This is a genomic window from Stenotrophomonas sp. YJH_SMC_21 (assembly GCF_059369555.1).
In genome coordinates, this window is record NZ_JCAFSU010000004.1 from 131189 (window position 1) to 153061 (window position 21873).

The 21873-nt window shown below is 66.5% G+C and carries 18 protein-coding genes; 7 read left to right on the forward strand and 11 right to left on the reverse strand.

Annotated elements, in window-relative coordinates; translation table 11 throughout:
• Positions 1–343: 343 nt before the first annotated feature.
• The 3 genes from mqo to AC5P67_RS08140 form a co-directional block, all read right to left on the reverse strand.
• Positions 344–2032: a malate dehydrogenase (quinone) gene (mqo, locus tag AC5P67_RS08130; RefSeq protein WP_495214510.1), complete on the reverse strand. Its 1689-nt coding sequence runs from the start codon at positions 2030–2032 to the stop codon at positions 344–346.
• A 229-nt stretch (positions 2033–2261) separates the two neighbouring features.
• A complete protein-coding gene (locus tag AC5P67_RS08135) occupies positions 2262–2708 on the reverse strand; it encodes a GNAT family N-acetyltransferase (protein WP_005412603.1) in 447 nt (148 codons plus the stop codon).
• 169 nt (positions 2709–2877) lie between these two features.
• Positions 2878–3783 (reverse strand): LysR family transcriptional regulator ArgP, encoded by a 906-nt coding sequence (locus AC5P67_RS08140; protein ID WP_005412604.1) that lies wholly within the window; start codon positions 3781–3783, stop codon positions 2878–2880.
• 138 nt (positions 3784–3921) lie between these two features.
• On the opposite strand from AC5P67_RS08140, the gene AC5P67_RS08145 reads away from it, so the two are divergent.
• Positions 3922–4557, forward strand: a complete 636-nt coding sequence (locus tag AC5P67_RS08145; protein WP_005408523.1) for a LysE/ArgO family amino acid transporter — start codon at positions 3922–3924, stop codon at positions 4555–4557.
• A 167-nt stretch (positions 4558–4724) separates the two neighbouring features.
• Positions 4725–6692, forward strand: coding sequence for an alpha/beta hydrolase family protein (locus AC5P67_RS08150; RefSeq protein WP_495214514.1), 1968 nt, complete (start codon positions 4725–4727; stop codon positions 6690–6692).
• Positions 6693–6747: 55 nt separating this feature from the next.
• Here the strand turns inward: AC5P67_RS08150 and AC5P67_RS08155 are convergent, their stop codons facing one another.
• The 3 genes from AC5P67_RS08155 to AC5P67_RS08165 form a co-directional block, all read right to left on the reverse strand.
• Complete coding sequence (locus tag AC5P67_RS08155; RefSeq protein ID WP_171968363.1) at positions 6748–8502, reverse strand: peptide MFS transporter; 1755 nt, start codon at positions 8500–8502, stop codon at positions 6748–6750.
• Between the two features lie 79 nt (positions 8503–8581).
• Entirely contained in the window at positions 8582–9730 is a 1149-nt protein-coding gene (locus tag AC5P67_RS08160) for an acetyltransferase domain-containing protein (RefSeq protein WP_171968362.1), read from the reverse strand.
• 91 nt (positions 9731–9821) lie between these two features.
• Complete coding sequence (locus AC5P67_RS08165) at positions 9822–10364, reverse strand: hypothetical protein (protein WP_308309866.1); 543 nt, start codon at positions 10362–10364, stop codon at positions 9822–9824.
• Between the two features lie 276 nt (positions 10365–10640).
• Between AC5P67_RS08165 and AC5P67_RS08170 the strand changes: the two genes are divergently transcribed.
• The 3 genes from AC5P67_RS08170 to AC5P67_RS08180 all read left to right on the forward strand — a co-directional run bounded on the left by AC5P67_RS08170 (position 10641) and on the right by AC5P67_RS08180 (position 16280).
• Complete coding sequence (locus AC5P67_RS08170; RefSeq protein WP_005408528.1) at positions 10641–12605, forward strand: OPT family oligopeptide transporter; 1965 nt, start codon at positions 10641–10643, stop codon at positions 12603–12605.
• 225 nt (positions 12606–12830) lie between these two features.
• Entirely contained in the window at positions 12831–14909 is a 2079-nt protein-coding gene (locus AC5P67_RS08175) for a S9 family peptidase (RefSeq protein ID WP_443028079.1), read from the forward strand.
• Positions 14910–15050: 141 nt separating this feature from the next.
• The gene (locus AC5P67_RS08180) at positions 15051–16280 is read left to right on the forward strand and encodes a DUF819 family protein (protein WP_005408530.1); all 1230 of its coding nucleotides are present in this window, start codon (positions 15051–15053) and stop codon (positions 16278–16280) included.
• Between the two features lie 365 nt (positions 16281–16645).
• On the opposite strand, the gene AC5P67_RS08185 is transcribed toward AC5P67_RS08180, so the two are convergent.
• Genes AC5P67_RS08185 through AC5P67_RS08205 form a run of 5 tightly spaced genes read right to left on the reverse strand, consistent with a single transcriptional unit; the run spans position 16646 to position 19669 of the window.
• The gene (locus AC5P67_RS08185) at positions 16646–17125 is read right to left on the reverse strand and encodes a hypothetical protein (protein ID WP_044569652.1); all 480 of its coding nucleotides are present in this window, start codon (positions 17123–17125) and stop codon (positions 16646–16648) included.
• A gap of 46 nt (positions 17126–17171) precedes the next feature.
• Positions 17172–17432, reverse strand: a complete 261-nt coding sequence (gene minE / locus AC5P67_RS08190) for a cell division topological specificity factor MinE (RefSeq protein ID WP_005408532.1) — start codon at positions 17430–17432, stop codon at positions 17172–17174.
• Positions 17433–17434: 2 nt separating this feature from the next.
• The gene (minD, locus tag AC5P67_RS08195) at positions 17435–18244 is read right to left on the reverse strand and encodes a septum site-determining protein MinD (RefSeq protein ID WP_005408533.1); all 810 of its coding nucleotides are present in this window, start codon (positions 18242–18244) and stop codon (positions 17435–17437) included.
• A 37-nt stretch (positions 18245–18281) separates the two neighbouring features.
• A complete protein-coding gene (gene minC, locus AC5P67_RS08200; RefSeq protein WP_043034132.1) occupies positions 18282–19127 on the reverse strand; it encodes a septum site-determining protein MinC in 846 nt (281 codons plus the stop codon).
• Positions 19073–19669, reverse strand: coding sequence for a GNAT family N-acetyltransferase (locus AC5P67_RS08205; RefSeq protein ID WP_005408535.1), 597 nt, complete (start codon positions 19667–19669; stop codon positions 19073–19075). Before AC5P67_RS08205 ends, minC begins: the two co-directional genes overlap by 55 nt.
• A 150-nt stretch (positions 19670–19819) precedes the next feature.
• On the opposite strand from AC5P67_RS08205, the gene AC5P67_RS08210 reads away from it, so the two are divergent.
• Together AC5P67_RS08210 and AC5P67_RS08215 are read left to right on the forward strand one after the other, a co-directional pair.
• Positions 19820–21016 carry a sensor histidine kinase gene (locus tag AC5P67_RS08210; RefSeq protein WP_005408536.1) on the forward strand — a complete coding sequence of 399 codons (1197 nt, stop codon included), beginning with the start codon at positions 19820–19822 and terminating at the stop codon, positions 21014–21016.
• Positions 21016–21657 (forward strand): response regulator, encoded by a 642-nt coding sequence (locus AC5P67_RS08215; RefSeq protein WP_005408537.1) that lies wholly within the window; start codon positions 21016–21018, stop codon positions 21655–21657. The genes AC5P67_RS08210 and AC5P67_RS08215 overlap by 1 nt, the downstream gene beginning before the upstream one ends.
• Positions 21658–21873 lie beyond the last annotated feature (216 nt).

Below are 21873 nucleotides of genomic sequence, written 5' to 3' on the forward strand. Positions count from 1 at the left end.
AGGCTCGGAAGCGGGGAAGGGCGGCAACAGTCGTCCAGCACCCGGGGCGGCGGCTTCGGGCACGGTCAGGTCCATCTGGGGAGGTGCGATCACTGCACAGGACGCAAATGTAAATAATTCTTAACAACATTACAATTCGCGTCATTCGCAGGGGCTTTCCGGCGCAGAGCAGTGGCGTGCTGGGTCGGATCCCGTCGCCGCAGGCAATGGGCTCTGACCCCATCATCGGCGCCCAGGCGCAGGTCAGAGCCCTCCCGTGCGGGAGGGATCCGACCCACCTCGCACAAAAACAAACGGCCACCCGAAGGTGGCCGTCCGTCTGCATCGAAAGCAAACTGCGGGCTTACAGCGCCTGCAGTTCCTCGTTGGCGTTGCGCTTTTCCTTGGCCGCTGCCGGCACTGCAGCCGCAGCGGGCGATGCCGCGTTCGCATCCACCGGCACCTCCAGATACGGCAGGCGCAGGGTCTGGCTGGTCAGCGAGCGGATCTCGTTGACCAGCGCTGCACTGTCGTTGAGCTTGCGCCCGTACGACGGGACGATCTCGCGCAGGCGGGTTTCCCAGCCGGCCTTCATCTGGTCCGGGAAGGCCTTGGCCATCAGGTCCAGCATGATCGGCGGCGAGGTCGACGCACCCGGCGAAGCGCCGAGCAGGGCGGCGATGGTGTGGTCCTTGTCGGTCACGATCTCGGTACCGAACTGCAGCACCGGGCCCTTCAGCGGATCACGCTTGATGATCTGCACGCGCTGGCCGGCGGTGACCAGCTTCCAGTCACCCGGCTTGGCATTGGGGAAGTACTTGACCAGCTCGGCCTGGCGGTCGGCATCGTTCAGGCGCGCCTGGCCCATCAGGTACTGCACCAGGTCCAGGTTGTCCTTGCCCACTTCCAGCATCGGGCCGACGTTGTTGTGGTTCACCGACGAGTACAGGTCCCACCACGAACCGTGCTTGAGGAACTTGGTGCTGTACAGCGCGAACGGCCCGAACAGGACCACCGGCTTGCCGTCCAGCTTGCGCGCATCCAGGTGCGGCACCGACATCGGCGGCGAGCCGGTCTCGGCCATGCCGTAGGCCTTCACGCCGTGGCGCGAGGTCACGTCCTGGCCCTGGAAGGCGAGGAACTGGCCACCAACCGGGAAGCCGGCGTAGTCCTTCGATTCCGGAATGCCGGACATCTGCAGCAGCTTCAGTGCAGCGCCACCGGCACCGATGAACACGAAGCGGGCGTGGGTGGTGGACTCGGTGCCGGCCTTGAGGTCCTTCACCGTCACGTTCCAGCTCTTGTCGGCGTTCTGCCGCAGCGCGCTCACTTCGTGGTTGAGGTGCAGGCTGAAGTTCGGGCTGCGCTGCAGGCCGGCGGTCAGCTGGCGGGTGATCACGCCGAAGTTGACGTCGGTGCCCAGCGGCATCCAGGTTGCGGCAACCTTCTGCTTCGGGTCACGGCCTTCCATCAGCAGCGGGGCCCACTGCTTGATCTGGGCCGGATCCTCGGAGTACTGCATGCCGTAGAACAGCGGATTCTTCACCAGGGCCTGCTGGCGCTTGTGCAGGTAGGCGATGTTGTCATCGCCCCAGACGAAGCTCATGTGCGGGGTCGGGTTGATGAAGTCGCTGGGCTGGCTCAGCCGGCCTTCCTTCACCTGGTGCGACCAGAACTGGCGCGAGACCTCGAACGATTCGGCGATGCCGACCGCGCGCTTGGTCTCGATGCTGCCGTCGGGCAGTTCCGGTGTGTAGTTCAGTTCGGCGAAGGCCGAGTGGCCGGTGCCGGCGTTGTTCCAGCCGTCGGAGCTTTCACCGGCGACGCCGTCGAGGCGTTCGTAGACCTGGATGTTCCAGTCCGGCTGCAGTTCCTGCAGGTAGGTGGCCAGGGTGATGCTCATGATGCCGGCGCCGACCAGCACAACGTCGACGGGCTTGTCGTTGCTGGCGGCGGGCACCGAGCGCTGGGTCAGCGGCCAGTACAGGAACAGCGCGGCGGCCAGCAACAGCAGCACGAGCAGGGCGAGAAGAGCCTTGCCAAATTTCTTCATGGGGGCGGGATCGTTGGCGGAGGGGAAGGGGTCAGGATGCGCGTGGGGCAGGGAAAGGGCGTGAAGAAACAACGCCTTGCAGCATCCATATGCGATTCTAACCGGATCCGGTCTGTTTTTGATGCAACGCAGCATCCGGCGTTTCGCGCCGTCCTCACCCGCTAGCGCCGGGTGATGCCCGGCGAACGAAGCCTTGCCAGCGTCAGGCCATCCCTGGCGACAGCTTCACTCAGACCAGCTCAAGAATCTCGTCGCCGGCCTCATCAATCTCGCCGGTCGGGCGCCAGCCCAGGCGCCGGTAGAAGCCATGCGAGCGCGAGCGTGGGTCGGCCGAACAGGCCAGGAACAGGCGTTGGTGGCCGGCATCGCGGGTCAGGCTGACCACGTCCTGCAGCAGCTGGCGACCGATGCCGCGGCCTTCATACTCGGGCAGCAGGGCCAGCACCAGCACCTCGCCGCTGTCGCGGTCGGCGAAGCAGTAGCCGGCCATGCGCTCGCCCTCCCAGGCGACGCGGCCGATCGAATCGCCCTGGGCGATGCCGGCCGCCCAGCTGTCCTCGGTGATGCCCAGCTCTGCCAACTGCGCGGCGCTGAAGGCGTTTTCGCGGGTGCGCCCGCGCAGGTCGATGCAGGCGGCGGCATCTTCGGGGCGCGCATCGCGCACGGCTATCGGCATACCGGACACCCTTGTAGTGATTGGCCCGCCAGTATCCGCATCACGCATGGACCCGGTGTGGAGGGTTGATGGAGATTGGATGGAGCAAAAAGGGGACGGAGGGGATTAAGTCGTCTTTGCCCGATGTGTCGCTTGGGCCTTATACGACTTAATCCCCTCCGTCCCCTTTTCAGCGCTTGCGCCGGATCAGTGCCGAGGAGGCATCCAGCACCGCGCGGGTCAGCAGGGCCATGGTTTGCACGTCGCCCTTCCAATGCTGCCAGTACAGCGGCACGTCTTCCCACGCGCGCTGGCGCACGTAGACCAGGCGGCCCGCGTCCAGGTGCCGCTTGACCAGCGGCAACGGATTCATCGTCCAGCCCATGCCGCCGAGGTTGGCCTGCACGAAGGCGCGCGTGGACGGAATCCACCAGGTCGGCGCGGTGCTGGGCAGGTCGTCGCCGGCCATGCGCCGGGCGAAGCGCGACTGCATGTCGTCCTTGCGGTTGAACACCAGCACCGGGGCCTGCGCCAGCGCCTGCGCGGTCACGCCCTTGGCGAAATGACGCTCACGGAATTCGGGGGTACAGGTGGCGGCATACCGGATGCTGCCCAGCGCATGGATCTGGCAGCCCTGCACCGGCTCGTCCAGGGTGGTCACCGCGCCCAGCACCGTGCCCTGGCGCAGCAGCTCCACGGTGTGGTCTTGGTCTTCCACGCGCAGGTCCAGCGTGGTGCCGGTGGTCTGCGCGAACTGGTAGGCCGCCTGCGGGAACCAGGTTTCCAGGCTGTCGTGGTTCACCGCCACCGGGATGCTGGCCTGCGGCAGGTCCTCGTCGGCCAGGCCCATCCGGTGCAGCGCATCGTGCTCGAGCAGGGCGGTCTGCTCGGCCAGCTGCACCAGCAACTGCCCCTCGGCGGTGGCGGTGGCCGGGGTGCCGCGCTTGACCAGCAGCCGGCCGATCCGGTCCTCCAGCGCCTTGACCCGCTGCGAGATGGCGGACGGGGTGACATTCAGCGACTGCGCGGCGCGGTCGAAGCTGCCTTCGCGGATCACTGCGGCCAGGGCGCGCAGCTGGGCATGGTCGATACGCATCGAATTAAGTTCCGCTAATGTTGGTTTAGGAAGTTTAGCTCGTCTTTTTCATGTTGCGGCGCGACAATGGCGCTCGTTCCGGTGCTGTCCGCCTTCGCGAGGCACCGTCCCCCCAAGCAAGTAAAGGCAGTGAATCCCATGTTCTCGGTCATCTCCGCCAGCACCGGCCTCGGTGCCTGGTTCTCTGGTGCAGCTACCGGCATCGGCCTGTTCGCCGTGGTCGGCGCCCAGAGCGCCTTCATCCTGCGCCAGGGCATCCTGCGCAAGCACATCGTGCCGGTGGTCGCCACCTGTGCGGCCATCGATGCGATCTTCATCTTTGCCAGCGTGGCCGGCCTGCGCACGCTCACTTCGGCGCTGCCGTGGCTGACCACCGCCGTGCTGTGGACCGGCGTGGCGTTCCTGGCCTGGTACGCGATGAAGTCGGCGCGCCGCGCGATCGCCGGTGGCGGCGGCATGGGCGAGGCTGACAGCGACGACGGCAGCCGCCGCGCGGTGCTGATGGCCGCAGTCGGTTTCTCGCTGATCAACCCGCACTTCTGGCTGGACATGATGGTGATCGGTTCGATCGCCGAGAACTTCGGCAACGCCCGCATGGCCTTCGCTGCCGGTGTGGTCACCGCCAGTTGCCTGTGGCTGACCGCGCAGGGCCTGGGCGCGCGCCTGCTGGCGCCGCTGTTCACCAAGCCCAGCACCTGGCGCGTGCTCGACGGCACCATCGCGGTGATCCTCAGCATCCTGGCCCTCACATTGGCGGTGCGCGGGGTCCACTGACCCCGCGCACGCCCCCCGAACCCACGTCCTGACTCTCTCTCCAAGGTAGTGGTAACGACGGCACCGGCAACGGTGCCGTCGTTTTTTGTGCGCCACTGGCGGGCCGGGCACTGGCCTGCCTAGAATCGGCCAGCCGGGACAAGGGGTCCAGGCAGGGGGAGAGAAGGATGCACAAGCGCTGGCTGGCCGCCATCATCGTGGCGGGATTGTGGTGTGGAACCGCTGCTGCGATCGATCTGGGCGCCTATGTGCGAGCGGACAAGTTCGGCGATGTCATGCTGTCTCCCGGGGGCGATTATCTGGCCGCGACCGTGCCTGCGGACGGCTTCACCGCTGTGATCATCCTTCGTACGGACGACAACACGCCGGTGGGCAACCTGCGCCCACCACTCAATTCGCATGTCTTCGGCCTGCACTGGGTCAACAACGATCAGGTGATGTTCGGTCTGGCGCAGAAGTTCGGTACCCGCGACGCGCCGTGGGCCACCGGCGAGCTGCTGACACTGGATGCACGCACCGGACGACCGGAACTACTGGTGGGCTGCCGCGACCTTGGCCTGCGCGTGCGGCCCAAGTACCGGACGTCGGCCGCGGCGTTCCTCAGTGACGCCCTGCCTGGCGACGATGCGCACGTGGTCATCGCGGTAGGCGGATCGCGGCTGGATGCCAACGGTTATGCGGCCCAGCTGGAACTGGCAAGCGGCAAGCAGCGGCTGCTGGCCCGCGCGCCGATGCCGGGTGCCTCCTATGTGGTGGATGCCCGCGGCGACGTACGTTTCGTACAGGGCGCCGGTACTGACAACGTCCATCGGCTCTACCACCGCAACAGTGGCGACTGGGCGCTGGTCAACGATGAGAAACGGAGTGGTCGCAGCGAGGCGGCGCTGGGCTTTTCCGCCGACGGCCAGCTGGCCTACCTGCTCAGCGAGCAGCCCAGCGGCCCCGATGCCATCGTCAGCTGGAACCCGGCCACGCAGGAGCGCAAGGTCGTGCTGCGCGATGAGGTTGTCGATCCGGCACGACTGATCCGCAGCCCGGGCAGCACCGTGCCGGTCGGCGCGCTGTTCCTGGGAAACACGCCGCATACCCGGTTCTTCGACGAAAGCTCGGACGAGGCACGGTTGTACCGCAGCCTGGAGGCGGCCTTCCCCGGGCGTGCAGTATTCATCACCTCCAGTACCCGCGACGGTCGCCGGCTGCTGGTGGAAACCGGGTCCGGTTCCAATCCGGGCGAGTTCTACCTCTACGACCGCGACCGCAACCAGGCGCGCTTCCTGATGGCGCGCAGCGAATGGATTGATCCGGAGACCACTGCGTCGGTGCGGCCGGTCCTGCTGAAGGCGCGTGACGGGCTGGAGCTCCACGGATTCCTGACAGTCCCGCATGGCAGCACTGGCCGTGACCTGCCGATGGTGGTGGTGCCGCATGGTGGGCCGATCGGGATATTCGACAACGGCGGTTTCGACCACGAGAACCAGTTGCTGGCCGCTGCCGGCTACGCCGTGCTGCAGATCAATTTCCGCGGCTCGGGCAACTACGGCCGTGCCCACAGCCGGGCAGCACTGAAACAGTGGGGGCGCGCGATGCAGGACGACGTGACCGACGCCACGCGCTGGGCGATCAGCGAAGGCATCGCCGATGCCCGGCGCATCTGCATCTACGGTGCCAGCTACGGTGCCTACTCGGCGATGATGGGGGCCGCGCGCGAACCGGGGCTGTACCAGTGCGCGGCCGGCTATGTGGGCGTCTACGACCTGCCGCTGATGTTTACTGGCGGCGATATCCAGGACCGCGATTCCGGAATGAGCTACCTGCGCGAGTGGCTGGGCGATCCGGCCACGCTGGGCGCGGTCTCGCCGGTCAACCTGGCCGAGCGGATCAGGGTGCCGGTGTTCCTGGCGGCCGGTGGTCAGGACAAGCGCGCCCCGATCCAGCACACCGAGCGCATGGAAGCGGCGCTCAAGCGTGCCGGTACGCCGGTGGAAAGCCTGTACTACAAGACCGAAGGGCACGGCTTCTATACCCAGGCCCATCGCAGCGAGTACTACGGCAAGCTGCTGGCGTTCCTGTCGCGCAGCCTGGGTGGCAAGACCGCCACGACTGCGGCTGCGGACGGCAAGGGCAGGGCGCCGTAACGCAAAGGGCGGCGGATGATCCAACCGCCGCCCCGGTTCCTGCCTGTGCGTGGGCTTACTTCACCCCGTGCATCATCTTCTTCAACAGTGGCGCGGCAATGAAAGCGGCCAGCGCACAGCCCAGGCCGATCCACATCAGCAGCCAGAACAGGTGCGCATAGGCACCGGCGGCGGCCACCATGTCCAGCGATTCGCCTTCCGGCACCTCGATCGCGGCCAGCTTGCCGAACAGCGCGGCCAGCGTCTCCGAGAACGCGGTGGCCAGGAACCAGGTGCCCATCATCAGGCTCATCACCCGCGGCACGGCCAGCTGGGTCACCGCCGACAGGCCGACCGGCGACAGGCACATCTCGCCACTGGCCAGCAGGAAGTAGGCCAGCACCAGCCACCACACGCTGGCCATCTCGCCGGTGGCGCCAACCTGCTGCGCGGCCAGTGCCAGCGGCACGAACGACAGTGCGCCGATCACCAGGCCCCAGGCTGATTTGACCGGCTTGCCCGGTTCCCAGCCGCGGCGGTCCATCCACGTCCACAGCGCGGCGAAGGCCGGTGCCAGCAGCACCAGGAACAGGCCGCCGAGATAGGTGAGCGAGCCGGCGGTCTGCGGAATCACCAGGCAGTCGCGCACCAGCAGCACCAGCATCAGCACGACGATGGCGGCGAAGAACGTGCGCGGCGCAGCCGAACCCGGACGACGCTCGGACAACCGCGCGCTGACCACGAAGCCCAGCGGTGCCAGCAGCAGTGAGAGGATCGACCACGGCAGCGGCGTACCGCCGGTGATCACCAGCGAGGGCACGATGTCCTTGGTCAGCAGCCGGTCGGTGAAGGTCACCCACGAGCCGTAGGACTGCTCGTACATGGTGAAGAACACCAGCGCCATGAAGATCAGCACCATCAGCGCGATCATCTGCTGGCGCTGTACCGGCGTGCACTTGCTGCCGGTGAACCAGGCGAACCAGACCAGCACGCCGCCCAGCACCACCAGCATCAGCATCAGTGCCAGGCTGATTTCACCGCCCAGCGCGAACGCGCCGTTGCCGGCTGCCCACATCAGCCACGCCACCGGCAGCACACCGAGCACCGCGCACAGATAGATGAGCCATTCGCGCGGCAGGCCCAGCACCTTCTGCTTCAACGCCGCCGGTTGCGGCGGCTCGGCGTGGCCCTGCAGGTACTTCTGGCCCCACAGGAACATTGCCAGGCCGGCCAGCATGCCGATGCCGGCCGCACCGAAACCGTACTTCCAGCCGTAGGCCTCGCCGAGGAAGCCGCACACCAGCGATGAGAACAGCGCGCCCAGGTTGATGCCGGCGTAGAACAGCGAGAAACCCGAATCGCGGCGCGGATCGTCCTTGGCGTACAGCTTGCCGACAATGGTGGAGATGTTCGGCTTGAGGAAGCCGACGCCCATGATGATCAGCGCCAGCGACAGGTAGGTCACCGCCAGTGCCGAGGTGTCGCGCACCACGTCGCCGTTCACCCGGTACGCAGCGTGGCCTTCGAAGGCCATGCCGAGGTGGCCGAGTACCAGCAGGATGCCGCCGAACAGCACGGCCCGGCGCATGCCCAGCCAGCGGTCGGCCAGCATGCCGCCGAATACAGGGATGCAGTACACCAGGCCACCGTAGGCGCCGAGCAGGTCCAGGCCGGCCTTGTCGCCGAACAGGTGGTACTTGGTCAGGTACAGCAGCAACAGCGCCTTCATGCCGTAGAAGGAGAAGCGCTCCCACATTTCGGTGAAGAAGCAGACGTAGACGCCTTTGGGGTGGCCCAGGAAGTCGTCGGAAGCGATAGCGGTGGAATTCATCGCGGAATTATAGGCCTGTGGCCTGATCCGCTTTCAGTAGATCCACGCCATGCGTGGATTGCCGGACTGGCCTGGGCGATCACAGGTACCGCAACCACGCCAGGTCACGCCTTCGCGCCTTGAACCGCGCGAATGCCCGGGTCGGCGGGTACAGCACCACCGCCAGCGCACAGGCCACCAGCAGCAGGCCGCTGACCGAATCCAGGGCATACAACTCGCCATGGGTCGGCCCCCAGGCCGCGAGCGCGCCCAGGTACAGCGCCTTCAGCACATACAGGTGCAGCAGGTAGAAGAACATCGGCGCGGCGCCGATATCGGCCAGCGGGCGCAGCGCACGCGCCAGTGGCGGCCATTCGTACAGGCGCAGCAGCAACAGCCCTACGCCCAGGGTCAACAGCAGGAACTGCAGCGACGGCGGGTACTTGGTGATGTTGAGCACGCTCATCCAGGTGCGCAGTGCTGTGGTCTGGTACTGCCAAGGGGCATCCCCGTACTCGTTGGCGAACCGCAGTAAGGCGAACAGCGCCAGCGCGCCGACGCCTGCCCACAGCAGCCAGTGATGACGCTGCGCCGGCGCGCGCTCGCGGGCGAACCACGGTCCCAACAGATAACCCAGGGCGATCACCCCGATCCACGGCAGCACCGGATAGGAGGTGCGCAGGCGCAGCGCGCCGGCCTCGATCCAGTCGCGCTGGTGCAGCACTTTCCACAGCACCGCCAGCAGGCCATTGCCTTGCACCCGTAAGCCGTCGAACAGGTTGTGCCCGGCCACCACCGCGATTGCCAGCACCAGCAGGGCCGGGCGTGGCAGCCAAAGCAGCCCGGCCAGCGCGATCATGCTCAGCCCGATGGCCCAGATCACCTGCAGGTACAGGGTTTCCGGCGGCAGCTGGAAGGTCCAGGCGAAATTCACCAGGGTCAGTTCCAGCACGACCAGGAACAGCCCGCGCTTGAGCAGGAACGCGGCCGTGGCCCGGCGCGGATCCGCCTGGCGCTGGCCGTACAGCCAGGCCGACAGGCCGGTCAACAGGACGAACACGGGTGCGCACAGGTGGGCCAGCAGACGGCAGGCGAACAGCGCGGGGGAGACCGTCGCCGCGTCCATCGGGTCGCTCACCTGGTGCTGCAGGAAGAAGGTCTCGCGCACGTGGTCGAGCAACATCAACAGCATCACGGTGCCGCGCAGCTGGTCGATGGAGGCCAGGCGGGTAGTGGGGGAAGGGGCCACGTACGAGGTTCGGTCGGCGTGACAGGATATAACATTACAATTGCGTCTTTCCAGCGTGTGCTGGGCGGTTCCGACGAGCGCGCGCGTCGGCTCAGGGCAGGCAAACCGAGGGGCTCCAGCCCAGCGCCTCGTCGTAGTGGACCTGGATCGCTCGCAGGCTCCCGTCGGGGTTCGCCTTCAAGCAGAATCGGGCGCCGTGGTGTTGCGTGGCGCCGGTCCTGGTGGCCGACAGCGAAACGTCGTACAGGCGTCCGGGCTGCAGCGGCATCGCCGTCTGCCTTGAAATGGCGTTGGCTGGCAGTTCTCCGTAGACCACGCAGGCTCCGGGTGGAAGTGGGATTGATGCGGGATGGGCAAAGTAGAACGACCATTGCCGCCGCAGCGGTGGAGTAATTGCGTCATGCACCTCCACACCAAACACCTCCGGAGTTTTACCGATACGCTTGCGCTCCTTCCTGGGTAGTCCGAAACAAGGTTTGCCGGCGTGGTCGGTGATCTCGACTGGGTCAATGCGGCTCCAGGCAGATGCGTAATCGCAAAGCGGCATCAGACAGGTCAAGGTTACGACAGCCACGACCGGTGATTTGATCGGGCGGATCCGCAGTGGGTTGTTCATCGGGCGGCTCAGCGTCATCGGTTCAGATCGTGAACACGATGCACGGGGCGTTGAGGCACTTCAAACGATGATGGCTGGAATGCTGCAGTACTGGTTGGCCTGGCCCCTGCAGGACAAGAGACCGCGAGGCCCGGCAGCCCTCCGGGATGTGCCCCATGGGCTTGATGCGTTGGCCGAGTTTGGCTGGAAGCGACTATCTCACTGCCGACCTGGCCGCAACCCTCCCGAACCGCACTGGACTTGCTGCCTCCTGAACGCTAGCGTGCAAGGGATTTTTTGCCAGCAGGGGCTTCCATGAACCACGACGCTGCGCCCAAGCAGCTCACCTTCCGCGCAGTGGCCCTGGCCATCGTGCTGGCGGTGGTGCTGTCGGCCGCAAACGCCTACCTCGGTCTGTTCGCAGGCCTGACCATCGCCACCGCCATTCCCGCCGCGGTGATTTCCATGGGCGTGCTGCGCCTGCTGGGCGGTGGCTCCATCCTTGAAAACAACATCGTGCAGACCGGTGCTTCGGCCGGTTCTTCGATCGCCGCCGGTGTGATCTTCACCATCCCGGCGCTGGTGATCATGGGCTACTGGCCGGACTTCAAGTACTGGTGGGTGCTGGGCATCGCCGGCCTCGGCGGCCTGCTGGGCGTGTTGTTCTCGGTGCCGCTGCGTCGTTCGATGATCGTCGAAGACCCGCTTCCGTTCCCGGAAGGCAAGGCTGCGGCCGAAGTGCTCAAGGCCGGTGAGAATCCGGGCCCGGGCCTGAAGATCCTCGGCCTGTCGGCGGTGATCGGTGCCTTCGTCAAGCTGGCCGCGGAAAGCGGCATGCGCCTGATCCCGGACGCCTGGGCCACCTCGGCCTACGTCGGCAGCTCCAAGGTCACCGCCTTCATCGGTACCAACCTGTCGCCGGCACTGCTGGGCGTGGGCTACATCGTCGGCCTCAACGTCGGCATCGTGGTGGTGTCCGGTTCGATCCTGACCTGGCACATCGCCATTCCGATCTACCAGGCGTTCTTCATGAACACCGATCCGGCACTGGCCGCGTCGGTTGCCGCGGCTTCGTCCACCGAGGCGGCGTTCGCCATCTGGGGCGCGAAGATGCGCTACCTGGGTGTCGGCGCGATGCTGATCGGTGGCATCTGGACGCTGATCTCGCTGCGCAAGTCGCTGCTCAACGGCGTCAAGAGCGGCTTTGCCGCCGCCCGCAAGAGCGGTGGCCCGGTGCTGGCGCACACCGAGCGCGACCTGCCGATGAAGTGGATGCTGGTGGCCCTGGTGGTCTTCGTGCTGCCGCTGCTGGCCCTGTACCAGGCCATCGTCGGCCAGTGGCACGTGTCGATCCCGATGACCCTCATCATGATCGTCGCCGGTTTCCTGTTCGTTTCGGTCTCGGCCTACCTGGCCGGCCTGATCGGTTCGTCCAACAACCCGGTCTCGGGCATCACCATCTCCACCATCCTGTTCGCCTCGGCCGTGCTGGTCGTGCTGCTGGGCGCCGACGGCCTGAAGCCGGTCGGTGCCGGCGGCGCGCCGCTGGGCGCCGTGGCCGCCATCATGATCGGCGCGGTGGTGTGCTGCGCCGCTGCGGTTGGTGGTGACAACCTGCAGGACCTCAAGGCCGGCTACATCGTCGGCGCCACCCCGTGGAAGCAGCAGCTGATGCTGGGCATCGGTGCCTTCTCGTGTGCGCTGATCATGGCCCCGGTGCTGAACCTGCTGGCCACCGCCTACGGCATCGGCGTGAAGTCCGAGCTGCACCCGAACGCGCTGGCCGCACCGCAGGCCAACCTGATGGCCTCGGTGGCCAAGGGCCTGTTCGGTGGTGAACTGCCGTGGACCTTCATCGGCATCGGTGCCGTGGTCGGTGCCGCCATCATCGCCTTCGACAGCTGGCTGAAGGCGCGCAACGCCCGCTTCCGCGTGCCGGTGCTGGCCGCCGCCATCGGCATCTACCTGCCGCTGGAGCTGATGGTGCCGATCTTCCTCGGCGGCCTGATCGCCCACCTGGTCGAGCGCTTCCACAAGGTGCGCGCCGATGACGAAGAAGGCCGCGACCGCGTGCACAAGCCGGGCGTGCTGTTCGCCGCGGGGCTGATCACCGGCGAAGCGCTGATGGGCATCGCCATCGCGATTCCGATCGTGGTCAGCAGCCGCGCCGACGTGCTGGCCGTGCCGTTCCACCTGCCGGGCGCGCAGTGGATCGGCCTGGCCGTGCTGTTCCTGGTCGGCTGGCTGATCTACCGCACCGGCAAGTACGCCAAGGCGTAAGGGGGCTCTGCCCCTGGGTTCAACGGGTAGTGCCGGCCGCTGGCCGGCAATCCCGGAATCCCGTGATACCCCTGGTTGCCGGCCAGCGGCCGGCACTACCGCAGACCGCGCTACGGCGCGGTTTGCTGTTTCTGGCGATTGCCGCAGGCAGCCATGACCGATGGCCTTGGCAGCCCCGGCCGCACGGGCCTACCATCGGTTTTTTGCCGTCCTGCGGAGACCCCGATGAAACTGCGTCATGCCCTGCTGCCACTGAGCCTGCTGGCCGCCCTGCCCAGCGTCGCCGCTGCCCGTGGCCTGGAAGTCCGCGACATGGTGGCCATGGACCGCGTCTCCGCGCCGGTGCTGACCGCTGACGGTGGCACCGTGGTGTTCGCCAAGCGCAGCGTCGATGCCAACCTGAAGGCCTCCACCGCGCTGTTCGCGCGCAACCTGCGTACCCGCGATGCGGCGCCGCCGAAGCAGATCACCCCGGCCGGCTGGAACGTCAATTCCGCTTCGCTGTCGGCCGATGGCCAGACCGTGTATTTCCTTAGTGCCAGGAACGGCAGCCAGCAGCTGTACGCGCAGCCGATCAGCGGCGGTGCTCCGCGCCAGCTGACCGATTTCCCGGTCGACGTGGACAGCTACCACGTGTCGCCGCAGGACGACCGCGTGCTGTTCAGCGCCGGCGTGTTCCAGGACTGTGCCTCGGACCTGGCCTGCACCGAGAAGAAGCTGAAGGAAAAGAAGGACGCCAAGGCCAGCGGCCAGGTGTGGGATTCGCTGTTCGTGCGCCACTGGGACACCTGGAACGACGGTCGCCGCAACACCCTGTTCGTCGCTCCGCTGCCGACGGCCAAGGCCGGTGCGGTCAAGGGCGCGTCGGCGCTGAGCGCGACCATCGATGGTGATGCGCCGTCCAAGCCGTTCGGCGGCAATGATGACTTCGCGTGGTCGCCGGACGGCGCCAGCGTGGTGGCCAGCATCCGCGTGGCCGGCAAGCAGGAGCCGTGGTCGACCAACTTCGACCTGTACCGCTTCGACGCCGCCGGCAAGCAGGCACCGGTCAACCTGACCGCCTCCAACCCGGCCTGGGATGCCGGCCCTGTGTTCAGTGCGGACGGCAAGACCCTGTTCTACCGTGCGATGAAGCGCCCGGGCTTCGAGGCCGACCGCTTCGGCCTGATGGCGATGGACCTGGCCAGCGGCAAGACCCGCGAAATCGCGCCGCAGTGGGATCGCTCGGCGGGCGGCATCACCCTGTCCGCCGATGGTGCCAGCATCTACACCACGGCCGATGACCTTGGCGAACACCCGCTGTTCCAGATCGACGTGGCCAGCGGCAAGGCCACCAGGCTGATCGGCGACGGCAGCGTGACCTCGGTGGATGTGGCCGGCAACAGCGTGGCGATCACCCGCAACAGCCTGAAGAGCAACGACCAGGTGCTGGTCGGCCTGCTGCCGGCTGCGGGCGAGGCCATCGGCGAACTGCGCGCGTTGACCCCGGCCGCTGGTGAGGTGCTGAAGGACGTCAGCTTCGGCGACTACGAACAGTTCGAGTTCAAGGGCTGGAACAACGACACCGTGCATGGCTATGTGGTCAAGCCGCACAACTACCAGGAAGGCAAGTCCTACCCGGTCGCGTTCCTGATCCACGGTGGCCCGCAGGGCAGCTTCGGCAATGGCTGGAGCTACCGTTGGAATCCGCAGACCTACGCGGGCCAGGGCTACGCCGTGGTGATGATCGACTTCCACGGTTCCACAGGCTACGGACAGGCCTTCACCGATGCGATCAGCCAGCACTGGGGCGACCGCCCGCTGGAAGACCTGCAGAAGGGCTGGGACGCGGCGCTGAAGAAGTACTCCTTCCTCAACGGTGACAAGGCCTGTGCGCTGGGCGCCAGCTACGGCGGCTTCATGGTCAACTGGATCGCCGGCAACTGGAACAGCCCGTTCAAGTGCCTGGTCAACCACGACGGCGTGTTCGACCAGCGCATGATGGGCTACGCCACCGAAGAGCTGTGGTTCACCGAGTGGGAGCAGGGCGGCACGCCGTACCAGAAGGCCGCGAACTACGAGAAGTTCAACCCGGTCAACCACGTGGCGGACTGGAAGAAGCCGATCCTGGTCATCCACGGCCAGCAGGACTTCCGCATTCCGGTCGAGCAGGGCCTGGCCGCGTTCACCGCTGCCCAGCGCCAAGGCATCGAATCGAAGTTCCTGTACTTCCCGGATGAAAACCACTGGGTGCTGAAGCCGAACAACAGCATCCTGTGGCATGACACCGTCAATGCCTGGCTGAAGCAGCACATCGGCAACTGATGACTGCAGCGCCGCCCTTCGGGGCGGCGCTTTTGTTTCGCCATCTGCTTTACCGGTGGGGGCCGACCGTTGGTCGGCACACCCTCATGATCCGCCGCCAACAGCAGCCGGCCAGCGGCCGGCTCTACCCAGAGCACCTGCATGATCCAGAACGACATCGTCGTCTTCGGCTTGATCGCCGCCACCCTTGGCGCCGTTTTCTGGACCGCTTCGCGCGAGCAGGGCCTGTGGAAGCGCTTCTACACCTTCGTGCCGGCTCTGCTGCTGTGCTACCTGATTCCCGGCATCTACAACACCGTCGGCCTGATCGATGGGCAGAACACCAAGCTCTACAACCCGATCGCCCGCGACATCCTGCTGCCGGCAGCGCTGATCCTGCTGACCCTGGCGGTGGACATCAAGGGCATCCTGCGGCTGGGCCCGAAGCTGGTGCTGATGTACCTGGGCGCCTCGGCCAGCATCATGCTCGGTGCGGTGGTGGCGTTCCTGGCGATGCGCGCGCTGCATCCGGAAACCGTGGCCGGTGACACCTGGGCCGGCATGGCCGCATTGGCAGGCAGCTGGATCGGTGGCGGTGCCAACATGCTGGCAATGCGCGAAGTATTCGACGTCAATGCGACCACGTTCGGCCAGTTCGCGGTGGTCGATGTCGGTGTCGGCTACGTGTGGATGGCGGCACTGATCTTCCTGGCGGGGCGGGCAGCGAAGATCGACGCGCGCAGTGGCGCCGATACTTCGGCCATCGATGAACTGAAGGAGCGCATCGCGCGCTTCCAGGCCGAACACGAGCGCATTCCCAGCCTCACCGACCTGATGCTGATCGTGGCGGTGGCCTTCGGCGGCGTGGGCCTCTCGCACGCCATCGGCGCGCCGCTCGCAGCATGGTTCAAGGCCAACGTCAGCTGGGCCTCGCAGTTCAGCCTGGACGCGCCGTTCGTGTGGGTGGTGGTGCTGTCGACCACGCTGGGCCTGAGCCTGAGCTTCACCCGTGCGCGCACGCTGGAAGGCGCGGGCGCATCGCGCCTGGGCTCGCTGCTGCTGTACTTCCTGATCGCCTGCATCGGCATGCAGATGGATCTGCTGGCGCTGCTGGACCGCCCGTGGCTGTTCCTGCTCGGCCTGATCTGGATTGCCGTGCACATCGTGCTGCTGTGGTGCCTGGGCAAGCTGCTGAAGGTGCCGTTCTTCTATTTCGCCATCGGTTCGCAGTCGAACATCGGTGGACCGGCCTCGGCGCCGGTGGTGGCCGCGGCGTTCCATCCGGCACTGGCGCCGGTGGGCGTGCTGCTGGGTACGATGGGCTACGCCACCGGCACCTACCTGGCTTACATCGTCGGCATCACCCTGCGCGCGCTGGCCGGGCAGGGCTGATGGGGTAGTGCCGGCCGCTGGCCGGCAACCCGGTGATGCTTCACGGGTTCATGAGGTTGCCGGCCAGCGGCCGGCACTACCGATGCGTTACGCCACCGGCAACCCGCGTTCGACCAGCCACGCCTTCGCGTCTTCGGCGTCCTGCTCGAACCGCGCCGAGTGAAAAGAGGGGCGCCGCAAGGTCCGACGCGTCGCCACGCGCCCGTGGCCAACCGCGCCCGCGGCTTTACGCAACCGGCAAGCCGCGTTCGATCAGCCATGCCTTTGCGTCTTCGGCGTCCTGCTCGAACCGCGCCGAGTGAAAAGAGGGGCGCCGCAAGGTCCGGCGCGTCGCCACGCGCCCGTGGCCAACCGCGCCCGCGGCCTTACGCCACCGGCAACCCGCGTTCGACCAGCCACGCCTTCGCGTCTTCGGCGTCCTGCTCGAACCACGCCTGTGTCGATCCCAGTCGATACGTGTACCCCCAGGCATCCATGTCGGCCATCAACCGCGCACTGCCGACACCAGGCAAACGCCCGGCCAGCACTATCTGCAGGTAGCAGGTGGCATCTTCCTCGGCCACCGAATCGGTAGCGTCGGTGTGCACCTGCGCGCGCCGCTCCGGCGGCAATACGATCAGGTGGCAGGCTTCATGCAGCATCGAATGCACCGGGGTGTCATCGCGCACATAGACATTGCTGGCGATGATGCCCGCCTCGGGCTCGCCCCAGTAGCTGCCGGGAATCGGTTCGCCTGCGGCCACGTGGTGCAGGCGAAGGCCATGCGCGGCGAGCAGGCACTGCGCGTCGGCGAAGGCGATGTCGCCCACGCAGGTGATGTCCACGGCGGTTGTCGTATCGGTCATGCAGGTCATGCGGCCCCGCCCATGCAGGCACGGGCGGGGCGGGGCATCAGGGTTTGTCCGGGCCTTCAGGCAGCGCCACGGAGATGTCCAGCACATCGTGCTGGCCATCCTTCACCAGGTCGACCTTGACCGCATCGACGTCGATGTTCACGTACTTCTTGATCACTTCCAGCAGCTCGCGCTGCAGCAGCGGCAGGTAATCCGGGCCACCGCGGTGGCTGCGTTCCTGAGCGATGATGATCTGCAGGCGGTTCTTTGCGGTTTCGGCGGTGGTCTTCTTCGCTTTGAGGAAATCGAACAGGCCCATGCTTACCCTCCGAACAGCTTGCTGAAGAAGCCCTTCTTCTCGACGCTGGTGAAGCGCATCGGGCGATCTTCGCCGAGGATGCGCGCGACGGCGTCGTCATACGCCTGGCCGGCAGCGGATTCGACATCCAGGATCACCGGTTCGCCCTTGTTGGAGGCATTGAGCACGTCGCCCGATTCGGGGATCACGCCGATGGCCTTCAGCCCCAGCACTTCCTCGACGTCGGCGATGCTGAGCATCTCGCCGGTTTCCACGCGCAGCGGGGTGTAGCGGGTCAGCAGCAGGAAGGCAGGCACGTTCTGGCCGGATTCGGCCTTGTGGGTCTTCGAGTCCAGCAGCCCGATGATGCGGTCGGAGTCGCGCACCGAGGACACTTCCGGGTTCACTACCACCACGGCGCGGTCGGCGAAGTACATCGCCAGGAATGCTCCCTTCTCGATGCCGGCCGGCGAGTCGCAGATGATGTAATCGAAGCCATCGGCGGCCAGGTCCTTCAGGACCTTGCCCACGCCTTCCTGGGTCAGTGCGTCCTTGTCGCGGGTCTGCGAGGCGGCCAACACATACAGGTTGTCGAAGCGCTTGTCCTTGATCAGGGCCTGCTTGAGGGTGGCTTCGCCATGCACGACGTTGACGAAGTCGTACACCACGCGGCGTTCGCACCCCATGATCAGGTCGAGGTTGCGCAGGCCGACGTCGAAGTCGATCACCGCCACCTTCTTGCCGCGCCGCGCCAGGCCACAGGCCAGGCTCGCGCTGGAAGTGGTCTTGCCCACGCCGCCCTTGCCGGAGGTGACTACGATGATTTCAGCCAAAGGACTTCTCCTGGTTCTGCATTAGTTTGGGGCTGCGTCAGTCCAGCGCAGCGATCTTGATCTGGTCCTGTTCCAGCCACACCTGCACGGCCTTGCCGCGCAGGTTGTCCGGAACATCGTCCAGTACCTTGTAGTGGCCTGCAATGGCCACCAGTTCCGCATGGAAATCACGGCAGAAGATGCGTGCCGCGGTGTTGCCCTGGGCCCCTGCCAGCGCGCGGCCGCGCAGGGTGCCGTAGATATGGATGCTGCCATCGGCGATGACCTCGGCGCCGGCGCCGACGGTTGCCATCACGGTCAGGTCGCAGTTCTCCGCGTACAGCTGCTGGCCCGAACGCACGTTGCCCAGCTGCATGCGGCCCGGCTGCGGCGCGGCTGCATCGGCGATCTTGGCTACCGGTGCGGCCGGGGCTGGCTTCGGTTCGGCGCGCGCGGCGCGGCGCGGTTCCGGTGCGGGCGGCGGCGGAGCCGCTTCGGCCTCGGCACGTTCGTACTGGGCGCGGAACTTGGCCAGCAGCGGCAGGCCGAGCTGCTGTGAGAGCAGGTCGACCGCGCTGGTGCCATAAGCCAGCGCCACCGGCAGCACGCCGGCGCTGCGCAGGCCATCGACCAGCGCCTGTGCGGTGGCCACGTCCGGAACCTGGCTCAGGCCGCCGAAATCGAGGATCACCGCCGCGCGGCCGAACAGCTTCGGCGCACGGGTCACGCGCTCGCGCATTTCCTGCACGAGGCGTTCGACATCAAGGGTACGGATGCGAAGGTTGGCGATGCCCACCTGGCCGATCTTCAGTTCACCGGCCTGTTCGTAATCGAAATTCACCGCCACGCTCAGGTCCCCGTCGGCCGCTGTGCCTGCGCCGGCAGCTGCCGGGCGCGTGTCCATGCCACATCCGGCAGCTTGCCGCCGTAGGTCTCCTGGACCCACGGGTAGCTGCACAGTTCCTTGGCCAGCATGCTGGCACGCACATCGACCTGGGCCATGGTGTTCTGGCCCAGCTCGCGGAAGCCGAAGCTGCCGTGGAAGAGCAGGGCGGCATCGGCGCCGTGGTCGAGGAAGACTTCGCAGGTCATCTGCGGGTAGCGCAGCTCGGCAAAGCTCTGCGCGTCGGCATAGAACGCACGGCCGACGCCACCGCCGCGGCGGCGGCTGGCGACCACGATGCGGTCGATGTAGAAGAAGGGGGTGTCCAGCTGCTGCTTGAACCAGGCGAAGTTGCTGCTGTCGTGCTGGCTGTCGCTGCCGAAGCCGATCAGGAAGCCGGCCAGGTTGCCGTCGCGCTCGGCGACGCGGAAATACTCAGCGGTTTCATAGAACAGGCGCAGGCGGGCCGCATCCAGGGGAAGGATGGCCAGGCCAGCGTTGTTGTTCAAAGCCAGGACGGAATCGAGCTCGTGCTCGCGCACGTCGCGGATGACAATCGACATTGTGACTCCGTGGGGTAACGCGGTTGGTCCATCAAGGGACCCTGCGCACGATTATTGCATGCCCGGGGTGGGCTGCGGCATGAACAGGCGACCGGGCAGGCATGACTTCCGTGGGGTGCGGTGTGCAGGCCGGGCCCGTAGAGTGCTGGCATGTTGGGAGTCCTCAGCCATACCCGCGTCCTTCGCCTGGCCGGCCTGTTCACCTGGGTCATGGTCGGTCTGCCCCTGGCGTACTCGCAGTTCGAGAACCTGCACAGCCGCGGTGACATGGGCGGCTGGGCGGTCCTGCTGTTCGTCGCCTACCTGTCCTTCGGCACCTCCTACTACTGGCTGACCCGCATCCTGCGCAGCGACAGCCCCACCAGCTGGCTGGACCGCGGCCTGCTGCTGCTGCTGACGATTTCGGCGCTGGGCGTCAGCTTCCTCAGCGGCTCGGGCCTGGGCAGCATCCTGATGATGGTGGCCGCCGGGGTCATCCCGTGGATGCTGTCGGTGCGGCTGGGCGTGCTGTGGCTGCTGGTCAGCCAACTGGCGGTGGCCCCGGTCTACTACTTGCTGCTGCGCTTCCCGTTGTTCGAAGCGGTGATGCAGTCGCTGCTGTACGGCGGCTTTTCCATGTTCATCTTCGTGACCAGCCTGGTTGCCCGGCAGCAGACCGAGGCGCGCGACGAACAGCGCCGGCTCAATTCAGAGCTGCGTGCCACCCGCGCCTTGCTTGCCGAGAGTGCCCGCGTCAATGAGCGCACCCGCATCTCGCGCGAGCTGCATGACCTGCTGGGCCACCAGCTGACCGCGCTGACCCTGAACCTGGAAGTGGCCGGGCACCTGGCCGAAGGGCAGGCGCTGGAGCACGTGAAGCGCTCCCATACCTTGGCCAAACTGCTGCTGGGCAACGTGCGCGAGGTGGTCAGCCAGCTGCGCGAGACCGGCGCGATCGACCTGGCCGCGGCGCTGCGCCCGCTGACCGAGAACGTGCCCTCGCTGGACATCCAGCTGGAGATCGAGGATCCGCTGAACGTGGAGGACCCCCAGCGGGCCCACGTCCTGCTGCGCTGTACCCAGGAGATCATCACCAACGCGGTGCGCCACGCCGGTGCGCGCCACCTGTGGATCAAGGTGTACCGTGAAGCCCCGGACCGGGTGGTGGTGGAGGCCCGCGACGACGGTGTCGGCGCGGACATGGTCAATGTGGGCAATGGCTTGCGCGGCATGCGCGAGCGCCTGCAACAATGTGGTGGCCAGCTGCAGATCGAGACCCGTCCCGGTGAAGGCTTCCGCCTGCGGGCAACGGTGCCGGCAACGGTGCTGGTGGCCGCCCTTACCAAGGTTCCTGAAGGAGTACGTTGATGATTCGCGTCTGCCTGGTCGATGACCAAACCCTGGTGCGGCAGGGAATCCGCTCCCTGCTGGCGCTCGACGATGGCATCGAGGTAGTGGCCGAGGCCGGCGATGGCCGGCAGGCGGTCGAGCTGATCCCGCAGGTGCGCCCCGACGTGGTCCTGATGGACATGCGCATGCCGGTGATGTCCGGACTGGAAGCGCTGCAGGTCCTGTCGCGGCAGGAACAGCTGCCGCCGACCATCATCCTCACCACCTTCGATGACGATCAGCTGGTGCTGGCTGGCCTCAAGGCCGGTGCCAAGGGTTACCTGCTCAAGGATGTGACCCTGGCACAGCTGGTCGGTGCCATCCGTACCGTGGCCGAGGGTGGTTCGCTGGTACAGCCGGCGGTGACCCAGCGCCTGTTGTCGGGCCTGGAGCACATGCGCAACGAGTTCGTCAGCCTGGACCGCCCGGACCCGCTGACCGACCGCGAGACCGAGATCCTGCGGCTGATGGCCAGCGGCTTCTCCAACAAGGAGATCGCCAACTCGCTGGGCGTGGCCGAGGGCACCATCAAGAACCACGTGTCCAACATCCTCTCCAAGCTGGGTGTGCGCGACCGTACGCGCGCGGTGCTGAAGGCGTTCGAACTCCAGCTGGTCTGAGGAAAATCGTTTCGGTACAAAGACTTGGGTGGTGGCAGGGGGTTCCGGCCAAGGTGCCCCCCTACTTGCCGGGCAGCGGTATGCGTTACCCTTCGAATTCTTTGTCCATACAAATACGCAGCCGGCAGGGAAACCGGTGCGCCAATCCCGATAAACAATGCCCGCGAAGCCTGCTAGGATTGGCGCTTCGCTTCAATCAACCCGGCCGTGGGATCG